The organism is Jiangella asiatica (assembly GCF_004349065.1).
Lineage (GTDB): Bacteria > Actinomycetota > Actinomycetes > Jiangellales > Jiangellaceae > Jiangella > Jiangella asiatica.
Window position 1 is genome coordinate 1 of record NZ_SMKZ01000048.1, and the last position, 15,791, is coordinate 15,791.

The 15,791-nt window shown below is 71.6% G+C and carries 19 protein-coding genes; 6 read left to right on the forward strand and 13 right to left on the reverse strand.

Translation table 11 applies throughout. The features are described 5' to 3' along the window. Window positions 1-41: 41 nt before the first annotated feature. On the reverse strand, window positions 42-1,061 hold the full coding sequence (locus E1269_RS24930) for an ABC transporter permease (RefSeq protein WP_131899664.1): 1,020 nt from the start codon (window positions 1,059-1,061) through the stop codon (window positions 42-44). A 93-nt stretch (window positions 1,062-1,154) separates the two neighbouring features. Here E1269_RS24930 and E1269_RS33050 point away from each other — a divergent pair, with 93 nt between their 5' ends. Next, complete coding sequence (locus E1269_RS33050) at window positions 1,155-1,790, forward strand: TetR/AcrR family transcriptional regulator (protein ID WP_203434046.1); 636 nt, start codon at window positions 1,155-1,157, stop codon at window positions 1,788-1,790. On the opposite strand, the gene E1269_RS24940 is transcribed toward E1269_RS33050, so the two are convergent. The 6 genes from E1269_RS24940 to mce all read right to left on the reverse strand — a co-directional run bounded on the left by E1269_RS24940 (window position 1,758) and on the right by mce (window position 5,958). Next, complete coding sequence (locus E1269_RS24940) at window positions 1,758-2,264, reverse strand: MarR family winged helix-turn-helix transcriptional regulator (RefSeq protein WP_131899666.1); 507 nt, start codon at window positions 2,262-2,264, stop codon at window positions 1,758-1,760. The two genes, E1269_RS33050 and E1269_RS24940, sit on opposite strands and share 33 nt — an antisense overlap. A gap of 138 nt (window positions 2,265-2,402) precedes the next feature. Further along, a complete protein-coding gene (locus tag E1269_RS24945) occupies window positions 2,403-3,101 on the reverse strand; it encodes a PH domain-containing protein (protein ID WP_131899668.1) in 699 nt (232 codons plus the stop codon). 9 nt (window positions 3,102-3,110) lie between these two features. Continuing rightward, window positions 3,111-3,263 (reverse strand): hypothetical protein, encoded by a 153-nt coding sequence (locus tag E1269_RS33055; RefSeq protein ID WP_203416749.1) that lies wholly within the window; start codon window positions 3,261-3,263, stop codon window positions 3,111-3,113. 103 nt (window positions 3,264-3,366) lie between these two features. Further along, complete coding sequence (gene meaB, locus E1269_RS24950) at window positions 3,367-4,314, reverse strand: methylmalonyl Co-A mutase-associated GTPase MeaB (RefSeq protein WP_131899670.1); 948 nt, start codon at window positions 4,312-4,314, stop codon at window positions 3,367-3,369. Next, the gene (locus tag E1269_RS24955; RefSeq protein ID WP_131899672.1) at window positions 4,311-5,480 is read right to left on the reverse strand and encodes an acetyl-CoA C-acetyltransferase; all 1,170 of its coding nucleotides are present in this window, start codon (window positions 5,478-5,480) and stop codon (window positions 4,311-4,313) included. The genes meaB and E1269_RS24955 overlap by 4 nt, the downstream gene beginning before the upstream one ends. Window positions 5,481-5,538: 58 nt before the next feature. Then, window positions 5,539-5,958 carry a methylmalonyl-CoA epimerase gene (gene mce, locus E1269_RS24960; protein ID WP_131899674.1) on the reverse strand — a complete coding sequence of 140 codons (420 nt, stop codon included), beginning with the start codon at window positions 5,956-5,958 and terminating at the stop codon, window positions 5,539-5,541. A 357-nt stretch (window positions 5,959-6,315) separates the two neighbouring features. Between mce and E1269_RS24965 the strand changes: the two genes are divergently transcribed. Then, window positions 6,316-7,584 (forward strand): coiled-coil domain-containing protein, encoded by a 1,269-nt coding sequence (locus E1269_RS24965; RefSeq protein ID WP_131899676.1) that lies wholly within the window; start codon window positions 6,316-6,318, stop codon window positions 7,582-7,584. Between the two features lie 71 nt (window positions 7,585-7,655). Here E1269_RS24965 and E1269_RS24970 read toward each other — a convergent pair whose 3' ends face one another. Genes E1269_RS24970 through E1269_RS24985 form a run of 4 tightly spaced genes read right to left on the reverse strand, consistent with a single transcriptional unit; the run spans window position 7,656 to window position 10,720 of the window. Continuing rightward, window positions 7,656-8,123 (reverse strand): RidA family protein, encoded by a 468-nt coding sequence (locus E1269_RS24970; protein ID WP_162606621.1) that lies wholly within the window; start codon window positions 8,121-8,123, stop codon window positions 7,656-7,658. Between the two features lie 31 nt (window positions 8,124-8,154). Further along, a complete protein-coding gene (locus E1269_RS24975) occupies window positions 8,155-8,922 on the reverse strand; it encodes an alpha/beta fold hydrolase (RefSeq protein WP_203434047.1) in 768 nt (255 codons plus the stop codon). Then, window positions 8,919-10,058, reverse strand: coding sequence for a sensor histidine kinase (locus tag E1269_RS24980; RefSeq protein WP_203434048.1), 1,140 nt, complete (start codon window positions 10,056-10,058; stop codon window positions 8,919-8,921). The genes E1269_RS24975 and E1269_RS24980 overlap by 4 nt, the downstream gene beginning before the upstream one ends. Further along, window positions 10,055-10,720 (reverse strand): response regulator transcription factor, encoded by a 666-nt coding sequence (locus E1269_RS24985; RefSeq protein WP_131899680.1) that lies wholly within the window; start codon window positions 10,718-10,720, stop codon window positions 10,055-10,057. Before E1269_RS24985 ends, E1269_RS24980 begins: the two co-directional genes overlap by 4 nt. A gap of 201 nt (window positions 10,721-10,921) precedes the next feature. Between E1269_RS24985 and E1269_RS24990 the strand changes: the two genes are divergently transcribed. From E1269_RS24990 to E1269_RS25005, 4 genes are read left to right on the forward strand one after another with little or no spacing between them, the layout of a single operon-like run. Beyond that, window positions 10,922-11,551 carry a hypothetical protein gene (locus tag E1269_RS24990; RefSeq protein ID WP_131899682.1) on the forward strand — a complete coding sequence of 210 codons (630 nt, stop codon included), beginning with the start codon at window positions 10,922-10,924 and terminating at the stop codon, window positions 11,549-11,551. Continuing rightward, a complete protein-coding gene (locus E1269_RS24995; protein ID WP_131899684.1) occupies window positions 11,535-12,722 on the forward strand; it encodes a peptidoglycan-binding protein in 1,188 nt (395 codons plus the stop codon). Before E1269_RS24990 ends, E1269_RS24995 begins: the two co-directional genes overlap by 17 nt. Then, window positions 12,719-13,453 (forward strand): ABC transporter ATP-binding protein, encoded by a 735-nt coding sequence (locus E1269_RS25000; protein ID WP_131899686.1) that lies wholly within the window; start codon window positions 12,719-12,721, stop codon window positions 13,451-13,453. Before E1269_RS24995 ends, E1269_RS25000 begins: the two co-directional genes overlap by 4 nt. Continuing rightward, the gene (locus E1269_RS25005) at window positions 13,450-14,673 is read left to right on the forward strand and encodes an ABC transporter permease (RefSeq protein ID WP_131899688.1); all 1,224 of its coding nucleotides are present in this window, start codon (window positions 13,450-13,452) and stop codon (window positions 14,671-14,673) included. The genes E1269_RS25000 and E1269_RS25005 overlap by 4 nt, the downstream gene beginning before the upstream one ends. Before the next feature lie 5 nt (window positions 14,674-14,678). Here E1269_RS25005 and E1269_RS25010 read toward each other — a convergent pair whose 3' ends face one another. Continuing rightward, entirely contained in the window at window positions 14,679-14,909 is a 231-nt protein-coding gene (locus E1269_RS25010) for a hypothetical protein (RefSeq protein WP_131899690.1), read from the reverse strand. Window positions 14,910-14,939: 30 nt separating this feature from the next. Continuing rightward, a complete protein-coding gene (locus E1269_RS25015) occupies window positions 14,940-15,587 on the reverse strand; it encodes an HNH endonuclease family protein (RefSeq protein ID WP_131899692.1) in 648 nt (215 codons plus the stop codon). Window positions 15,588-15,791: the final 204 nt, after the last annotated feature.

Consider the following 15,791-nt stretch of genomic DNA (forward strand, 5'->3'; position numbering starts at 1 on the left):
CCCCCGGGCCCTGTCCGGTGATCATCAACGATTGAGCCTGCCTATGGCGTCACCAACCGTTGAGGATCACCGGGAACACCGCCCGCGGCCTCGTGCAGGCTGGCCGCGTTCGCACGGTCCCCGCGCACCCGGGCACCGAGCGCCGCCAGCAGCAGCCCGCCCACGACCCAGGAGCCCAGCACCAGGAGGGCCTGGCCGGACCCGGCACCGTCGAAGTAGGCCGTCGAGCGCAGCAGAGTGCCGCCGGCACCGGGCGGGAGGAGCTGACCCAAGGCGCCCCAGCCGGACGGCAGCAGCTCCGGCGACGACGTGACCCCGGACAGTGGGTTGCCCAGCAGCAGCACCACTGCCGCGCCCAGGCCGGCGCCCGGGTGACCCAGCAGCGCGTTCAGGCCGATGAGCCCGATCGACGTCGCACCGAGCGTGAGCGCGAACGCGCCGGCGTTGGCCAGCCAGTTGCCGTCCAGGACGCCGAGCCACGTCTGCATCACGAGCACCGCGACGGTCCCGCCGCCGAGCGCCGCGACGGTGGCGCCGACCAGCCGTCGCCCGACACCCGGCACCACGAAGCTCATCGCCGCGCCGATCGCGATGCCGGCCAGGACCATCGGCAGGGCGCCGGAGCTGAACCCGGCGCCGCGGGGATCGTCCTGCGGCAGCGGCACGACGTCCTCGACGGCGGCCGTCGGCGCCTCGCCGCCACCGGACTGCGCCGCGAGCTCGGCGGCCACCCCCTGCAACAGCTGGGCCACCAGTGGCCCCGCCGCCGACGCGGTCAGTACCTGGGGCGGCCCGGCGGGATCGAGCAACACGGCGCCGTAGACGTCGCGGTCCTCGATCGCCTCGCGTGCCGCCGCCTCGTCGTCAACCTGCGACACGTCGAAGGCGTCGGGCATGGCCGCGGACAGCTGCTCCTCGACCTGGCCGACCGCTTCCGGCGAGCCGGCGACGGCGATCGGCACGTCCCGTGGCGCCACCTCCGAGTTCGGCCAGACGAACGCGGTGACCAGCACGCCGATCATGAGTGACAGGCCGAGCGCGATGCCGATGACCCTGCGCATGATTTCCTCCGCAATAAAACGAACAATCGTTCTCTAATACTCTCGCTGGCGCCTGGAGCTGTCAAGAACGGGCGTTCGTTTTACAATGTGAGCATGCCCCGTGTCTCCGACGCCCATCTCGCTGCCCGCCGCCAACAGATCCTCGAGGCGGCCTGGCGCTGTTTCGCCCAGCAGGGTTTCCATGCCACGTCCATGCAGGACGTGTTCGCCGAGTCAGGGCTGTCGGCGGGCGCGGTCTACCGGTACTTCCCCAGCAAGGCCGACCTGGTACGCACCACCGCCGAGGGCATCGCCGGCATCGCCGACGAAGTGTTCCACGAGATGATGGACAGCGATCCCTGTCCCTGGCCGGACGAAGCACTGCGCCGCGTCATCACCTACATCCAAGAGCTGGTCACCGACGACGGCACCGACCGCACCAAGGTCGCGCTGCACGTGTGGTCCGAGGCCCTGCGCAACCAGGAGATCAACGGGATCGTCACCTCGATCGCCGACCGGCTGATCGCCCGCTGGGTGGAGCTGGCCGAACGCTGGCGCGCCGTGGGGTACGTGCCGGCCGACGCCGACGCGCAGAAGATCGGGCGCACACTCTACGGCGTCATGATCGGCTTCGTCGCGCAGCGGCACCTGTTCGGCCTGCGGGCCGAGGACTACGCCGACGGCTTCAGCTCGATCACCACGACGGGACACCCGGCCTCAGTCGCGGAAGTCGCCGGCGGCGATGCGTAGGCCACGCAACAGGTCGAACACCAGCTTTCGCTCGTCGTCGCCGAGTGCGCGCAGCCCGAACTCGGCCTCCATGAGCTCGGTCGTCACGCGGTCGACGGCGTCGCGGCCGGACTGGGTGATGCGGGCCAGCGTGCCGCGGCCGTCGCGCGGGTTGGGCTCGCGAGTGACGAAACCGGCCGTCTCCAGCCGCTGGATGGTGTTGGTGACGCTGGTCGGGTGCACCATGAGCCGCTCCCCGATCTTGGCCATCGGCAGCGCACCGGTGCGGCTGAAGCTCAACAGCACCAGCGCCTCGTAGCGGGCGAACGTCAGCCCGTACGGCCGGCAGATGCGGTCGAACTCACCGATCAGCAGCTGCTGCACGCGCATGATCGACGTGGCCGCGGCCATGGCGTCGGAGGGCCCGAAGCGGTCACGCCAGATCGACGCGGCACGCTCGATCGGGTCGAAGTCCAGGTCCAGTGGCTCCGCCATGAGCAGTCAGCCTCGCACAAGCGTCGGGTCCAGCACCAAGCACCAACTCCCACCTGTCAATGTCCGCTCTGGACCGACGACTCCAGGGGACTTCCGGCCCCCTGTCGTCGACGGTAGTGCATGACCCGACACGGGACCCTAGTAGACGTCGTAGCGCCGACGAGCGGAGACGGCCTGCCGTGAGCGCGGGTGGTCGGGCCGGCGCGGGTTCGGCTTCTTCGGCTCCTCAGCCGCCGGCGCGGACGCACCGGTGGCCTCGCGGCGCAGCGCATGGATGACCCGGGCCACGTCGGCCGGGCGCGGGATGTAGGTGATGTCGCGCACGCCCTGCTCCTGGGCGGCGTTCTCCAGCACCAGGTGGCCGGAGAAGAACGGGCGCAGCCACCATGGGCGCTCGACGGTGATGTCGAGCAGCCGGACGATCTCCATCTCAGCCTCTTTGAGGGTGAACAGCCCCCAGACCCGGAAGACCCGGGAGTCGGTGACGACGAACCGGTCACGGGAGATGTACAACGACTTGATCAACGTGTACCCGAGCAGACCGACCGCGCCGGCCAGCGGCAGCCAGGCGATCCGCGCCTCGATGAACGGCGTGGCCACCAGCAACACCAGCCCGCCCAGGGCGGCCAGCGCCGGCAGCGCGTAGAGGACCAGGCTGTGCTTGCACTCGGCGACGATCTCCTCGCCGGCCACGAGCTTCCGCTTGACCAGCCGGTGCCCGAACCACGACGTGAAGTTGCGCCAGAACAGCCGGATCAGGCCGTCCTCGGCCACCCGGTCCAGCCAACGGACGAAACCGTCAGTGAGACCGTCGACCGTCCGGCGCGGGGTCCACATGGGCCCGAGCTAGAAGAGCTCGGTGAAGAACGTCATGACGGCGTCGAAGAAGTCCGCGATGCCGCCGCCGAGTTCGCCGAGCAGGTCGGCCAGGCCCTCCGGCTCGGTGAGCACGAAGTAGACCAAAAACGCGATGCCCAGGATGATGAGCGCTTTCCTCACTGCATCATCCTTTCGTACCGATGCGCGCGAACGGGGCCGCCGCGCGCGGTGCTTGAAGACTTTGTACCCCAGATTTGGTCGTGATCCCTAACGCCACGCCGGATCATGACATCGCGGCGACGATCTTCTCCGCCGCCGTGTACGGGTCCTGCTCGCCGGCGACGACGCTGGCTGCCAGCTCGTCCAGGCGCGCGTCGCCGTGCAACCCCGCGAACCGGCGGCGCAGCCCCGTCAGGGCGATGGCCTCGATCTCGTCGCGGGCCCGCCGGACCCGGCGCCGGCCGGCCTCACCGCTGTCGGCCGACCACGACCGGTGCTTCTCGACGGCGTCGACGACCTCGTCCAATCCCTCGCCGCGGGAGGCGACGGTGGTCAGGATCGGCTGGCGCCACGCGCCCGGCGGGTGCTCGGTCATCCGGACCGTGGCTCGCAGGTCACGGACCACCTGGTCCGCGCCCTCGCGGTCGGCCTTGTTGACGACGAAGACGTCGCCCACCTCCAGGATGCCGGCCTTCGCCGCCTGCACGCCGTCCCCGAGGCCCGGCGCCAGCAGCACGACGGTGGTGTCGGCGAGCGCAGCGACGTCGACCTCGGACTGCCCGACGCCCACGGTCTCGACCAGCACGATGTCGCAGCCCGCGGCGTCGAGCACGCGGACCGCCTGCGGCGTGGCCCACGACAACCCGCCCAGGTGGCCGCGGGTGGCCATGGACCTGATGAACACGCCGGCGTCGGTGGCGTGCTCCTGCATCCGGACCCGGTCGCCCAGCAGCGCGCCGCCGGTGAACGGTGAAGACGGGTCCACGGCCAGCACTCCAACCCGCTCGTCACGCGCGCGGAATGCGCTGACCAGGGCCGACGTCGTGGTCGACTTGCCGACGCCGGGTGCGCCGGTGATGCCGACGACGAACGCGCCGCCGGCGTGCGGGGTGAGAAGCGCCGCCACCTCACGCAGCTCGGCCGAGCCGTTCTCGACCAGGGAGAGCAGCCTGGCGACCGCGCGCGGGTCGCCGTCGAGCGCCCGGGCGACGAGTTCGTCGACGGCCGTCACGGCACCCGCAGCACCAGGGCGTCGCCCTGGCCGCCGCCGCCACACAGCGCCGCCGCGCCGACCCCGCCGCCGCGCCGGCGCAGCTCCAGCGCCAGGTGGAGCGTGAGGCGCGCACCCGACATGCCGATGGGGTGCCCCACCGCGATGGCGCCGCCGTTGACGTTGACCCGCGCGGGGTCGAGCCCGAGCTCGCGGGTGCTGGCGATGCCGACCGCCGCGAACGCCTCGTTGATCTCGACCAGGTCGAGATCAACGGGGTCGATGCCCTCCTTGGCGCAGGCCGCCCGGATGGCCGCAGCCGGCTGGCTCTGCAGCGTGGAGTCCGGGCCTGCGACCACGCCGTGCGCGCCGACGTGCGCGATCGGGGTGACGCCGAGCTCGTCGGCCTTGGCCTCGCTCATGACAACGACCGCGCAGGCGCCGTCGGACAGCTGGGACGCCGAGCCGGCGGTGATGGTGCCGTCGGGACGGAAGCTGGGCCGGAGCCGGGCCAGCGTCTCGGCCGTGGTGTCGGCGCGGATGCCTTCGTCGCGGTCCACGACGAGAGGGTCGCCCTTGCGCTGCGCAACCTCGACCGGGACGACCTCGTCGGCGAACAGCCCGTTCTTCCACGCCGCGGCGGCCCGCTGGTGTGAGGCGGCGGAGAACTCGTCCTGCTCCTCGCGGGTGAGCGTGCGGTTGGCCGACTCGGTCAGCGCACCCATGGCCTGGTCGGTGAAGATGTCGTAGAGCCCGTCGTAGGACATGTGGTCGAGCAGGGTGACGTCGCCGAACCTGTGGCCGGCGCGCGACCCGGGCAACAGGTGCGGCGCGTTGGTCATGGACTCCATGCCGCCGGCGACGACGACATCGAACTCGCCCGCGCGGATGAGCTGGGCAGCCAGCGCGATGGCGTCGATGCCGGACAGGCATACCTTGTTCACCGTGAGCGCCGGGACGGTCATCGGGACGCCGGCCTTGACCGCGGCCTGCCGGGCCGGGATCTGACCGCAGCCGGCCTGCAGGACCTGGCCCATGATGACGTACTGGACCTGGTTGGCTGCCACGCCGGCCCGGTCGAGCGCGGCGGAGATGGCGAACCCGCCCAGATCGGTGGCGGAGAAGCCGGACAGCGAGCCCAGCAGCTTTCCGATCGGGGTCCGCGCCCCACCGGCGATGACGACCATGCGTCCTCCTCTGTTTCCAGCCACTCCAACCGTAACCGGCCCTCTTGCCCCCCGGTCGTCAGGCCGGCTGCACCAGCTCGACCAGCACGCCGCCGGCGTCCTTGGGGTGCACGAAGTTGACCAGCGAACCGCCGGTGCCGCGGCGCGCGGTGTCGTAGAGCAGCCGCAGTCCCTGCGCTCGCAGCGTGGCCGCGGCCGCCTCGACGTCGTCGACGCGGTAGGCCAGCTGCTGGATGCCGGGGCCTCGGGTGTTGAGGAACCGCGCGATCGGCGAGTCGGGGCGCAGCGGCGCGAGCAGCTGGATGCGGGGACCGTCGTCGCCGGCGCAGACGCGCAGCATCGCCTCGCGCACGCCCTGCTCCTCGTTGGCCTCCTCGTGCTCCACCTCCATCCCGAACTGCTCGCGGTACCACTCGACGGCGGCGTCGAGGTCCACGACGGCGATGCCGACGTGGTCGATCGTCGTGAACACGGCCATGCCCTGAAGATTACGGTGACGAGTCCAGTCGAAGAGATATCGACGGATGTGTCCCAACCGGTGGTGAGTTCGCACTCGGGCAACTAACGTGAGCACCTTGGAGAGGCCAGACGTTGATCTCCTGAGGACGTGACTGCCCGACCCCGACCAACCGAACCCCCCGAAAGCCGGCCAGCCCGCGGTGTGCGGACGTCCACCGCCATCGGCAGCGACGCGGAAGCGGAGTACTCTGCGTTGCACGCGAGGGGCTCGGCGTCCGTGACGGGGAAGACCCGGGCATAGCGCCTCGACGGAAATCGACCGAACCACAGACGTGTGCCGACACCACCGGTGGTCGCACCCCCGATGAGGGAGAACATGAGCGAGGTAAGAGAAGTAGCGGTCAGGGAGACGGGCACGGACGGCCTGTCGATCTTCGACGGCTCGCCGACGGGCGGGTTCACCATCGCGATGCGTGGCTACGACCGGGTCCAGGTCGAGCAGCACGTGCGGCAACTCGAGGCGACGCTCGCGCAGACGCGCGGCCGCGCCAATGAGCTGGACAAGCAGGTCGTCCGGCTCCGCCAGGAGCTCGCCCAGGCCAGTACCGAGCTCCGTGAGGTCGAGCGTCCGTCGTACTCCGGGCTCGGAGCGCGCATCGAGCAGCTGCTCCGGCTCGCCGAGGAGCAGGCGAGCGAGCTCATCGCGCAGGCCGACGCCGAGGCCAGCGAGACCCGCGCCGAGGCTCAGGTGCTCGCCACCGAGCTGCGCACCGCGGCCGAGAACGAGGCCAGCGAGCTGCAGGCCAACGCCAAGCGCAGCGCCGACGAGCTCATCGACGAGGCCCGAGTCGAGGCCGAAGAGGTCAGGTCCGCGGCCAACCGCGAGGCGTCCAACCTGGTCGAGACCGCCAAGCGCGAGGCGGCCAAGGTCCGTTCCTCGATCGACCACGAGACGAGCGAGCGGCGGGCCCAGGCCGAGCGCGAGCTGAGCCGCATGCGCGCGGTCGCCGAGCGCGAGGTCACCGAGATGCGCGCCACCGCCAAGCGCGAGGTGGACGAGCAGCGGAACTCCGCGAAGCGCGAGGCCGAGTCCATGCGGGCCAAGGCCCAGGCCATCCTCGACGAGGCGCAACTCAAGGCCGAGAAGGAGAACACCGAGCACGAGCTGCTGCTGGTCTCCAAGCGCGAAGAGCTCGAGCGCGAGATCAACGAGCGCTACGAGGCCTCCGTCGCCGAGACCCAGAAGCTGGTCAACGACGCCGAGAACCGTGCCGCCGACGCCGAGTCCCGCGCCGCCGCCGCCCACGAGCGCGCCGAGAAGGTCCGCCGCGAGGCCGACGAGCAGGCGAAGGCCCTCGTGGCCGGCGCCAAGCGCAACGCCGAGCAGCTGGTCGCCGAGGCCAAGGCGCACGCGGAGTCCATGGTCGGCGAGGCCAAGAGCGAGGCGTCCTCCACGCTCACCGCGGCCAAGCGTGAGGTGGCCGAGCTCAACCGCCAGCGCGACAGCATCACCGCGCACCTCAGCCAGCTGCGCAGCCTGCTCGGTGGGGTCGCGCCGACCGACCCGGCGCCGGCCGTCGAGTCCGGCAAGTCCGACGACGTCGTCGACGCCGAACTGGTCGACGACCCCTCGCAGGACAAGTAGGTCAGACACACCCGCGGGCGGGTGGCGCGAGCCGTCGGGCTCGGGCCACCCGCCCGCGAGTCGTGTCCGCGTCAGCTGGCGACGCGGACCATCGCCTCGACCTCGACCGGACTGCCGGTCGGCAGCTCCGCGACACCGATGGCGCTGCGCGAGGAGTGCCCGACCTCGTCCCCGAACACATGCTTCAGGTAGGCGGTCGCGGCGTCGGCCACCAGGTGCTGCTCGATGAAGCCGGGTGCGCTGGCCACGAAGACGGTGATCTTGACGACGGCGGTGACGGCCTCCAACGTGCCCAGCTCGCCCCGGATCGCCTCCACCACGTTGGCCATGCACCGCCAGGCGCACGCCCGCGCCGTCTCCAGGTCCACCTGGTCGCCGACCCGCCCGCTGGCGATGAGCGCGCCGTCCGGTCCCACCGCGGTCTGCCCGGACGTGACAAGCAGGTCGCCGTGCCGCCGGGTCATGGCGAGCGTGGGCCGGGTGGGCGGTGCGGGCGGCGGGGTGGCCGGTGCGGACGCGTGCCGGTCGTCGCTGGTCACGAAGGCTCCTCTGGATTCTGGATGCGCGGGATCAGGTACGGGGCAGATCCTGCCAGGTGTCCAGGACACCATGTACGGCGGCGGCCACCGCGTCGGGGTTCTCGACCGCGCTGAGGTGCCCGGCCGCCGCGATGACGTGCACCTGCGTGAATGACTGGAACGCCGCTGCCATGGCCCGCGCGTCGTCCTCACCGGCCAGCGTGTCCTCGGCGCCGACGACCACGGCACCCGGCACGCCGGCGGCGCTCGCCGTCCGCAACGTGTCGAACGACGCCGGACGCGCGGCCATCGCGCGCTGCGCCCAGGCGACCCCCCGGGGCCGGGCCGCGTCCAGCCACGCCGACACCCGGGCGACGATGGCGGGCCGCTCCCGCCGTGTGGTGTCGCCGAGCAGCGTGTCGACCATCGGGCGCAGCGTCCTGGTGCCGTGCTGGAGCACCGCGGCGGCAATCCGCTCGCGGTTGACGCGTGCCTCGCCGGTGTCCGCGCTGGCCTTGGTGTCCATGAGGACCACCCCCGCGACCCGGCCGGGGTGCCGGCGCAGCATCGCCATGGTGACGTAGCCGCCCATCGACAGCCCGCCGACCACGGCGCGCTCGACGCCCTCGCGGTCCAGCAGCTCGGCGACGTCGTCGGCGTACCGGTCGATCGTCGGCTGCTCGCCGCCGGGTTCGGGCGCGGTGCCGAAGCCGCGCAGGTCCGGCCGGATCACCCGGACCCCGGGCAGCCGCTCGACGACGCCGTCGTACATGACCGAGGACACCGGGAACGCGTGCAGCAGCACCAGCGGAAGGCTCACCCTTGGACCCTAGCGGGCAGGTCGACACGGATCAGCAAGCCTCCCTGGTCGCGGGGCCGGGCGACCACCCGTCCGCCGTGGGCGCGGGCGATCGATCGGACGATCGAGAGGCCGAGGCCGACGCCCTGGCCACGCGCACTCCGGCCCTCACCCCGCCGGAAGGGCTCGAACAGCCCTTCGACCTCGTAGGTACCGAGCTTCGGACCGGTGTTCTCGACCTGGATGGCGACCCAGCCGTCCCGCGGCCCGGTCCACACCCGCGCCGTACCGTCCGGACCGCCGTGACGGATCGCGTTCTGCACCAGGTTCACCACCATCCGTTCCAGCAGGACGCCGTTGCCGGTCGTCAGCGCGTGCCGCAGCTGCGACGTCACGGCCATCCCGTGGCGGGTGGCCTCGCCCTTCTCCTGGTCGAGGACCGCCGAGGTGATCTCGCGCAGATCGACCGCGACCGGTTCGGTGACCGACTGCTCGGAACGGGCCAGCGTCAACAGCCCTTCCACCAGCCTCTCGCTGCGCTCGTTGGTGGCCAGGAGCGTCGGCGCCAGCCGTCGCAGATCGTCGGAGATGTCCGGTTCGCCCAGCGCCACCTCCAGCAGAGTCCGGTTGACCGCCAGCGGCGTGCGCAACTCGTGCGACGCGTTGGCGACGAAGGTGCGCTGTGCGTCGAACGACCGGTCCAGCCGTTCGAGCATCGCGTCGAAGGTGTCGGCGAGCTCCCTCAGCTCGTCCTTCGGCCCGGTGAGCCCGATCCGCTCGTGCAGGTTGCGCTCAGCGACCCGCCGCGCGGTCTCGGTGACCTGTTGGAGCGGCCGGAGCGCACGCCCGGCCAGAAACCAGCCGAGGACACCCGCCAGCACCAAGGCGGCACCCAGCGCGACGATCGACCAGGTGAGCAGCCCGTGCAAGGTCTCGGCGCGGTATGCCTCGATGGCCGACCGAACGGTCTCGTCAATGCCCGCCGTGCGCCGCTCGACCTCGTCGTCCAGGAGATCGCGGCGGCTGGACGGCGCGTCGAGCAGCGACTGCGAGACCAGGAAGTACATCATCAGGACCAACACGACGCCGGCGGCCAGGAACGCCAGCGTGTACAGCAGTGTCAGCCGCAGCCTGATCGGCCACCTGGCCGCGATCACCCGCCGCCCCCGATGCGATAGCCGGCCGACACCACGGTGCGCACGATCGGCGGATCGCCGAGCTTGCGTCGCAACGTCATGACGGTCACCCGGACGACGTTGGTGAACGGATCAGCGTTCTCGTCCCATACCTTCTCCAGCAACTGCTCGGCGCTGACGACGGCACCGTCGGCGCGCATGAGCTCCTCGAGCACACCGAACTCCTTGCGGCCCAGGCGCACCGGCACGCCGTCGCGGGTGACCTCGTGCCGGGCCGGATCGAGCCGGAGACCGTCGCGTTCGAGCACCGGCGGGCTGGCCGCGCGGCTGCGTCGGGCGAGCGCCCGCAGCCGAGCCACCAGCTCAGCGAACGCGAACGGCTTGCCGAGATAGTCATCGGCGCCCAGCCCCAGGCCCTCGACGCGGTCGACCACGTCGGCCGCCGCCGTCAGCATCAGGACCCGGACGTCGTGCCGCTCCGCGACCAGCACACGGCATACGTCGTCGCCGTGCGTCCCCGGCAGGTCGCGGTCGAGCACGACCACGTCGTAGTCGTTCACGCCGAGCCGCTCCAGCGCCGCCGCCCCGTCGTACCCGACATCCACCGCCATGCCCTCTCGGCGCAGGCCACGAGCGATCGCGTCGGCCAGCAGCCGCTCGTCCTCGACGACGAGCACTCGCACCATCCACCTCCCGCGTCCCACCGAGGGAACTCGCTCGATCGAGTGTGCGGTCATCCTGGCCCGCGCGACCTAAGAACCGCGTAAGAACCGTGCGTGAACAGAACGGACGCGCCCAGCTTTGACGCCGGCTTTATCCGCTTCCTCGTACACCTGGTGCTGCCCGGTGCGCCCTGCGCCGGGGTCCCACCAGAGGAGTACGACATGACAGCCACAACCGCCGGGCGGCGACGGTTTCGTCTGGCCGCCTCGGCCGTGTCTCTGGCCGCGCTCATGGCCCTTACGGCCTGTAGTGGCGACTCCGAAGACCAGGAGGTCGCGTCGGCCGGCGACGACATCGTCGTCATCCCGGAGGGCACGCCGGACGATTCCGGCGACGCGGCCGACGACACCCCGACCGAGGACACGACCGAGGACGCCACGGCCGAGGACGTCGAACCGGACGATCAAGGGCTCGCGTTCGCCCAGTGCATGCGCGACAACGGGATCGACATGCCTGACCCGACGGGTACGGGTGAAGAGGCGTTCATGGAGGCGATGCAGGTGTTCGGCGACTACGACCGCGAGGTGCTGCGCCCGGCTTTGGACGCCTGTCGCGACCTCCTGCCCGCCCAGGCGACCATCGAGCAACGAGGGCCGCAGGACGAGGAGACCCGGCTGGCGCTCACCGAGTGCATGCGCGACAAGGGCGTCGAGGTGCCCGATGACGTCTGGGAGAGCGGCCTGCCCGAGGACGTCGACCGGGAGGAGTTTCGAGCCGCGCTGCGGGAATGCCGCGAGGAGACGGGCGTAGTCCGCGAGGAGACGGGGGAAGGCAGTGCGCAGCAATCCTGACCAGGCACGCACGACGACACTCAGCCTCGCCGACGAGGATGCCGCGGAGGAAGCCTCCGAGCAGGCCGACGAGCCGGCCCGTCCACGCCGGCGTGGTCTCTGGCTCACACTGGGTGCCGTCGTGCTGGCCGGCGCCGGCGCGGGCACGTGGTACTGGCAGCACGGCTTGTCCGAGTCGGCGTCGCCCACGGTGTCCGGCCCGGTCGCCACCGCCGAGGTCACTCGCGGCACGATCTCGGCGACGGAGACGTGGGCGGGAACGCTCGGCCACGGGTCGCCGTTCACCGTGTCCGCCACAGGCACCGGAACCATCACGCGCATCGCCGCCCAGGGCACCGTTGTGGGAGTCGGAGCGGCCCTCTACCACCTCGACGAGCAACCGGTCACGCTGCTCGCCGGGATGGTCCCGATGTACCGCGACATCGCGCCCGGTGACACGGGGACCGACGTCGAGCAGCTGGAAGCCAACTTGGTGGCGCTCGGCTACGACGGCTTCACCGCCGACGACGAGTACACGTGGCACACCGAGGCCGCCGTACATGAATGGCAGGATGACCTCGGCGCCGCCGCGACCGGCACGGTCTCGCGGGCGAGCGTCGTCTTCATGCCGGCCGGCGGCCGCGTCGACGGCGTGCACGTGGACGTCGGCGGCTCGGTGCAGCCTGGCTCGGCCGTGCTCGACCTCACCGGAAACGAGCAGGTCGTCAGCCTGGAAGCCGACGTGGACGACCGTGACCTGCTCGCGGTGGACACCGCGGTCACGGTCGGCCTACCCGGCGGCCAGCACATCGCCGGGAGCGTCAGATCGGTGACGGTCGTGAAGGCGGAGTCCAGCGGCTCCGAAGGCGGTCCGGGCGCCGGCGAGGAGTCCTCCGGTGCCGACGACACCATCACCGCCGTCGAGGTGACCTTGGCCGAACCGGTGGGCGAGGACCTGATCGGGTCGCCGGTGGACGTCCTGGTCGCGGTCGACGAGCGCACCGACGTCCTGCTGGTCCCCATCAGCGCCCTGCTGGCATTGGCCGCGGGCGGCTACGGGCTCGAGGTGGTGGCGGACGACGGCACGACATCGATCACGGCCGTCGACACCGGCCTGTTCGCCGACGGCCGGGTCGAAGTGAGCGGCGAGGGCTTGGCGCAGGGAACCGTCGTGGGGGTGGCCGGCCGATGAGCACCGACACCCTCGCGACCGCCGCCTCCACGGGCGCGGCCGGCGCCGACGCCGTCGTCGAGTTGGAGGACGTCGTCCGCGTCTATCCGGGACATCCGCCGGTGCGCGCGCTGCGCGGACTGAGCCTGCGCATCGACCGCGGCGAGCTCGTCGGCATCGTCGGGCCGTCGGGGGCGGGCAAGTCGACCCTGCTCCACATCCTCGGCACGCTGGACCAAGCCGACTCCGGGACCGTCCACATCGACGGCCATGACGTCGGCGCCATGAACGACCGCCAGCTCTCCGCGCTGCGAGCGCACCGGATCGGCTTCGTCTTCCAGCAGTTCTTCCTCAACCCTGGGGTCAGCGCGTTGGACAACGTCGCCGACGGGCTCCTCTACACCGGCGCGCCACTGGCCCGCCGGCGGAGGCGGGCTCGAACCACGCTGGAGCGGGTCGGACTCGGCAACCGGATGCATCACCGGACCAACGAGCTCTCCGGCGGGCAGCGCCAGCGGGTTGCGGTAGCGCGTGCGGTCGCGGGCCGCCCGTCCATGCTGCTCGCCGACGAACCGACCGGTGCGCTCGACTCGGCCTCCGGCGCCGGCGTGCTCGACCTGCTGCACGAATTGCACTCGGCCGGCACCACCGTCGTGGTGATCACCCCCGACCACGACGTCGCCGACTCGCTGCCCCGTCAGGTGCACATCCTCGACGGGCGGATTGAACACGACGAACGGAGGACGAGGTGACCGGCCCGAAGCCCAACGGGCGCGCCGGCGCGCCCACCCCGTCCCGGCTCCGCCCCCGTGACGTCCTGCGGGTGGCGGCGTCCGGCCTTCGGGCGCGTCCGCTGCGAGCGGTGCTGTCCGCGCTGGGCATCGCGGTCGGGATCGCCGCGATGGTCGCCGTCGTGGGCATCTCGGCAAGCAGCCGCGAAGAGGTCACCGAGCAGCTCGAGGCACTTGGCACCAACCTGCTGACGGTCGCGCCCGGGCAGACGCTCGGCGGCCAGCAGGCCACGCTGCCCGAGGGGAGCGTCGACATGGTGGCCCGGGTGGGTCCGGTCACGTCGGTCAGCGCGGTGGGCGAGGTCGACGCGTCCGTCTACCGAAGCGCCGAGATCGAGGAGACGCACACCAACGGCCTGACCGTCCTCGCCACGCGCACCGACCTGCTCGACACGGTCGGCGGCACGGTCAGCTCCGGCCGTTGGCTCGATGACGCGTTGGCCGGCTATCCGACCGTCGTCCTGGGAGCCAACGCCGCCGAACGCCTCGGGGTGTCCCGGACCGACGGCACCGTCTCGGTCTGGCTCGGCGACGAGTGGTTCACGGTGGTCGGCACCCTCGACCCGGTGCCGTTGGCGCCTGAGCTCGACTCGGCGGTCTTGATCGGGTGGCCGGCGGCCATGGAGGTGCTCGGCTTCGACGGCGCGCCGACGACGATCTACGAGCGCTCACCGGAGTCGGCCGTCGCGGCCGTGCGCGACGTGCTGCCAGCGACCGTGAACCCGTCCAGCCCCGAGGAGGTCACCGTCAGCCGGCCGTCCGACGCCCTCGCCGCTCAGGCCGCGACCGACGAGACGCTGACGACGCTGCTGCTGGCGCTGGGCGGCGTGGCGCTGCTGGTTGGTGGCATCGGCGTGGCCAACACGATGGTCATCGCCGTGCTCGAACGACGCTCCGAGATCGGGCTGCGGCGGGCGCTGGGCGCGACCCGGGCGCATGTGCGGCGGCAGTTCCTCGGCGAGTCGGTGCTGCTGGCCGGCCTGGGCGGGGTCGGCGGTGCCGTTCTCGGCGGCGGACTGACCGCGGCGTTCGCGTCGACGCGCGGGTGGCCGCTCGCACTGCCGGCCTGGGTCCTGGCCGCCGCGGCCGGCGCGACGATCGTCGTCGGCGCCCTCGCCGGCGCCTACCCGGCCGCGCGGGCCGCCCGGATGTCGCCGACGACGGCGCTGTCGGCGCCGTGAGCACGTCAGCGACGACGGCTGCGCGCCCGCCAGCAGCCGGTGTGCCAGTGCCGGCGCTCGTCGACGCCCTCGCCGGTGAACGACGTGCTGACGGCCGGCCACGCCACGACGTGCGGCGTGGCCGGCCGGATCAGCTGGTCACAGCCGGGGCATCGGTACGCCTTGGTGGACGAGCTGCCGGTGATGCGCCGCACCACCCAGTCGCCGTCGGGCCCGGCCTCGATGCTTTCGTGCACACCACCATGGTGTCAGCTGGTGGTCTGGCGTCAGCAGGTGGCGAGCATCTCCTGCAGCGCGGTCTTCTCCGCGGAGGTGATGGTGAGGTCCCAGTCGTACTTCACGTCGGTCCAGTGCCGTGCGTAGTAGCACCACCAGTTCTGGTTCGGCGGCCGCCACTCCGACGGGTCGCTGTCGCCCTTGGAGCTGTTGCTGCTAGCGGTGACCGCGATCAGCTGGCCGCGGGCGAGATCGTTGGCGAAGTCCTCGCGGCGGTCCTCGGTCCAGGAGCTGGCGCCGGAACGCCAGGCGTTGGCCAGCGGCACCATGTGGTCGACCGAGACGTCGGACGGCTCTTCGATCCACACCTGGTCGTAGACGCTGTACCAGCTGCCGGCGGTGGGATAGCAGTCGGCGCCCGTGCTGACGCCGGAACCGTCGCGGACGAGCACCATCTCGCGGGTGTTGCAGCTGCCCTCCGCGGGACTCCAGTGCGGGAACCGGTCGCGCGAGTACCCGCTGCTCGATCCGGGCGGTGCGACCGTGAGGCCGGCGAGCTGCTGCGCGGACTCCGCCGGCGACGGCGGGTCCGGCGGGTATGCGCTGGCCGGCGACACGAACCCGACGATCAGCGCGACGACGGCGAGGAGGGTGGTGACGAGGGCGATGAGGTGGCGGGCGAGGGCAGAGGAGCGCATGGCCGTTACCTTCCCGTTGGCTCTGAGTCGCCCATGATGTCAAGCTTTGCCCGTCCCGCACCAGACTCCAGCGGCGGCGCCGAGGTGACGATCCCGTGAACACCGTCAGGCGTTCCCCCGGCTGACTGGGCAACCGCAGCAGTCTCACACAGTGGCTTCGAAATGATCACGTTCAGCACGAGATCTCGTGTCACACCATGATTG

Bases quoted from the DNA above. Each gene is read 5' to 3' on its own strand.
- E1269_RS24930 (WP_131899664.1), bottom strand. From the start codon at position 1,061: ATGCGCAGGGTCATCGGCATCGCGCTCGGCCTGTCACTCATGATCGGC.
- E1269_RS33050 (WP_203434046.1), top strand. From the start codon at position 1,155: ATGCCCCGTGTCTCCGACGCCCATCTCGCTGCCCGCCGCCAACAGATC.
- E1269_RS24940 (WP_131899666.1), bottom strand. From the start codon at position 2,264: ATGGCGGAGCCACTGGACCTGGACTTCGACCCGATCGAGCGTGCCGCG.
- E1269_RS24945 (WP_131899668.1), bottom strand. From the start codon at position 3,101: ATGTGGACCCCGCGCCGGACGGTCGACGGTCTCACTGACGGTTTCGTC.
- E1269_RS24955 (WP_131899672.1), bottom strand. From the start codon at position 5,480: ATGGTCGTCATCGCCGGTGGGGCGCGGACCCCGATCGGAAAGCTGCTG.
- mce (WP_131899674.1), bottom strand. From the start codon at position 5,958: ATGGCCGTGTTCACGACGATCGACCACGTCGGCATCGCCGTCGTGGAC.
- E1269_RS24965 (WP_131899676.1), top strand. From the start codon at position 6,316: ATGAGCGAGGTAAGAGAAGTAGCGGTCAGGGAGACGGGCACGGACGGC.
- E1269_RS24990 (WP_131899682.1), top strand. From the start codon at position 10,922: ATGACAGCCACAACCGCCGGGCGGCGACGGTTTCGTCTGGCCGCCTCG.
- E1269_RS25000 (WP_131899686.1), top strand. From the start codon at position 12,719: ATGAGCACCGACACCCTCGCGACCGCCGCCTCCACGGGCGCGGCCGGC.
- E1269_RS25015 (WP_131899692.1), bottom strand. From the start codon at position 15,587: ATGCGCTCCTCTGCCCTCGCCCGCCACCTCATCGCCCTCGTCACCACC.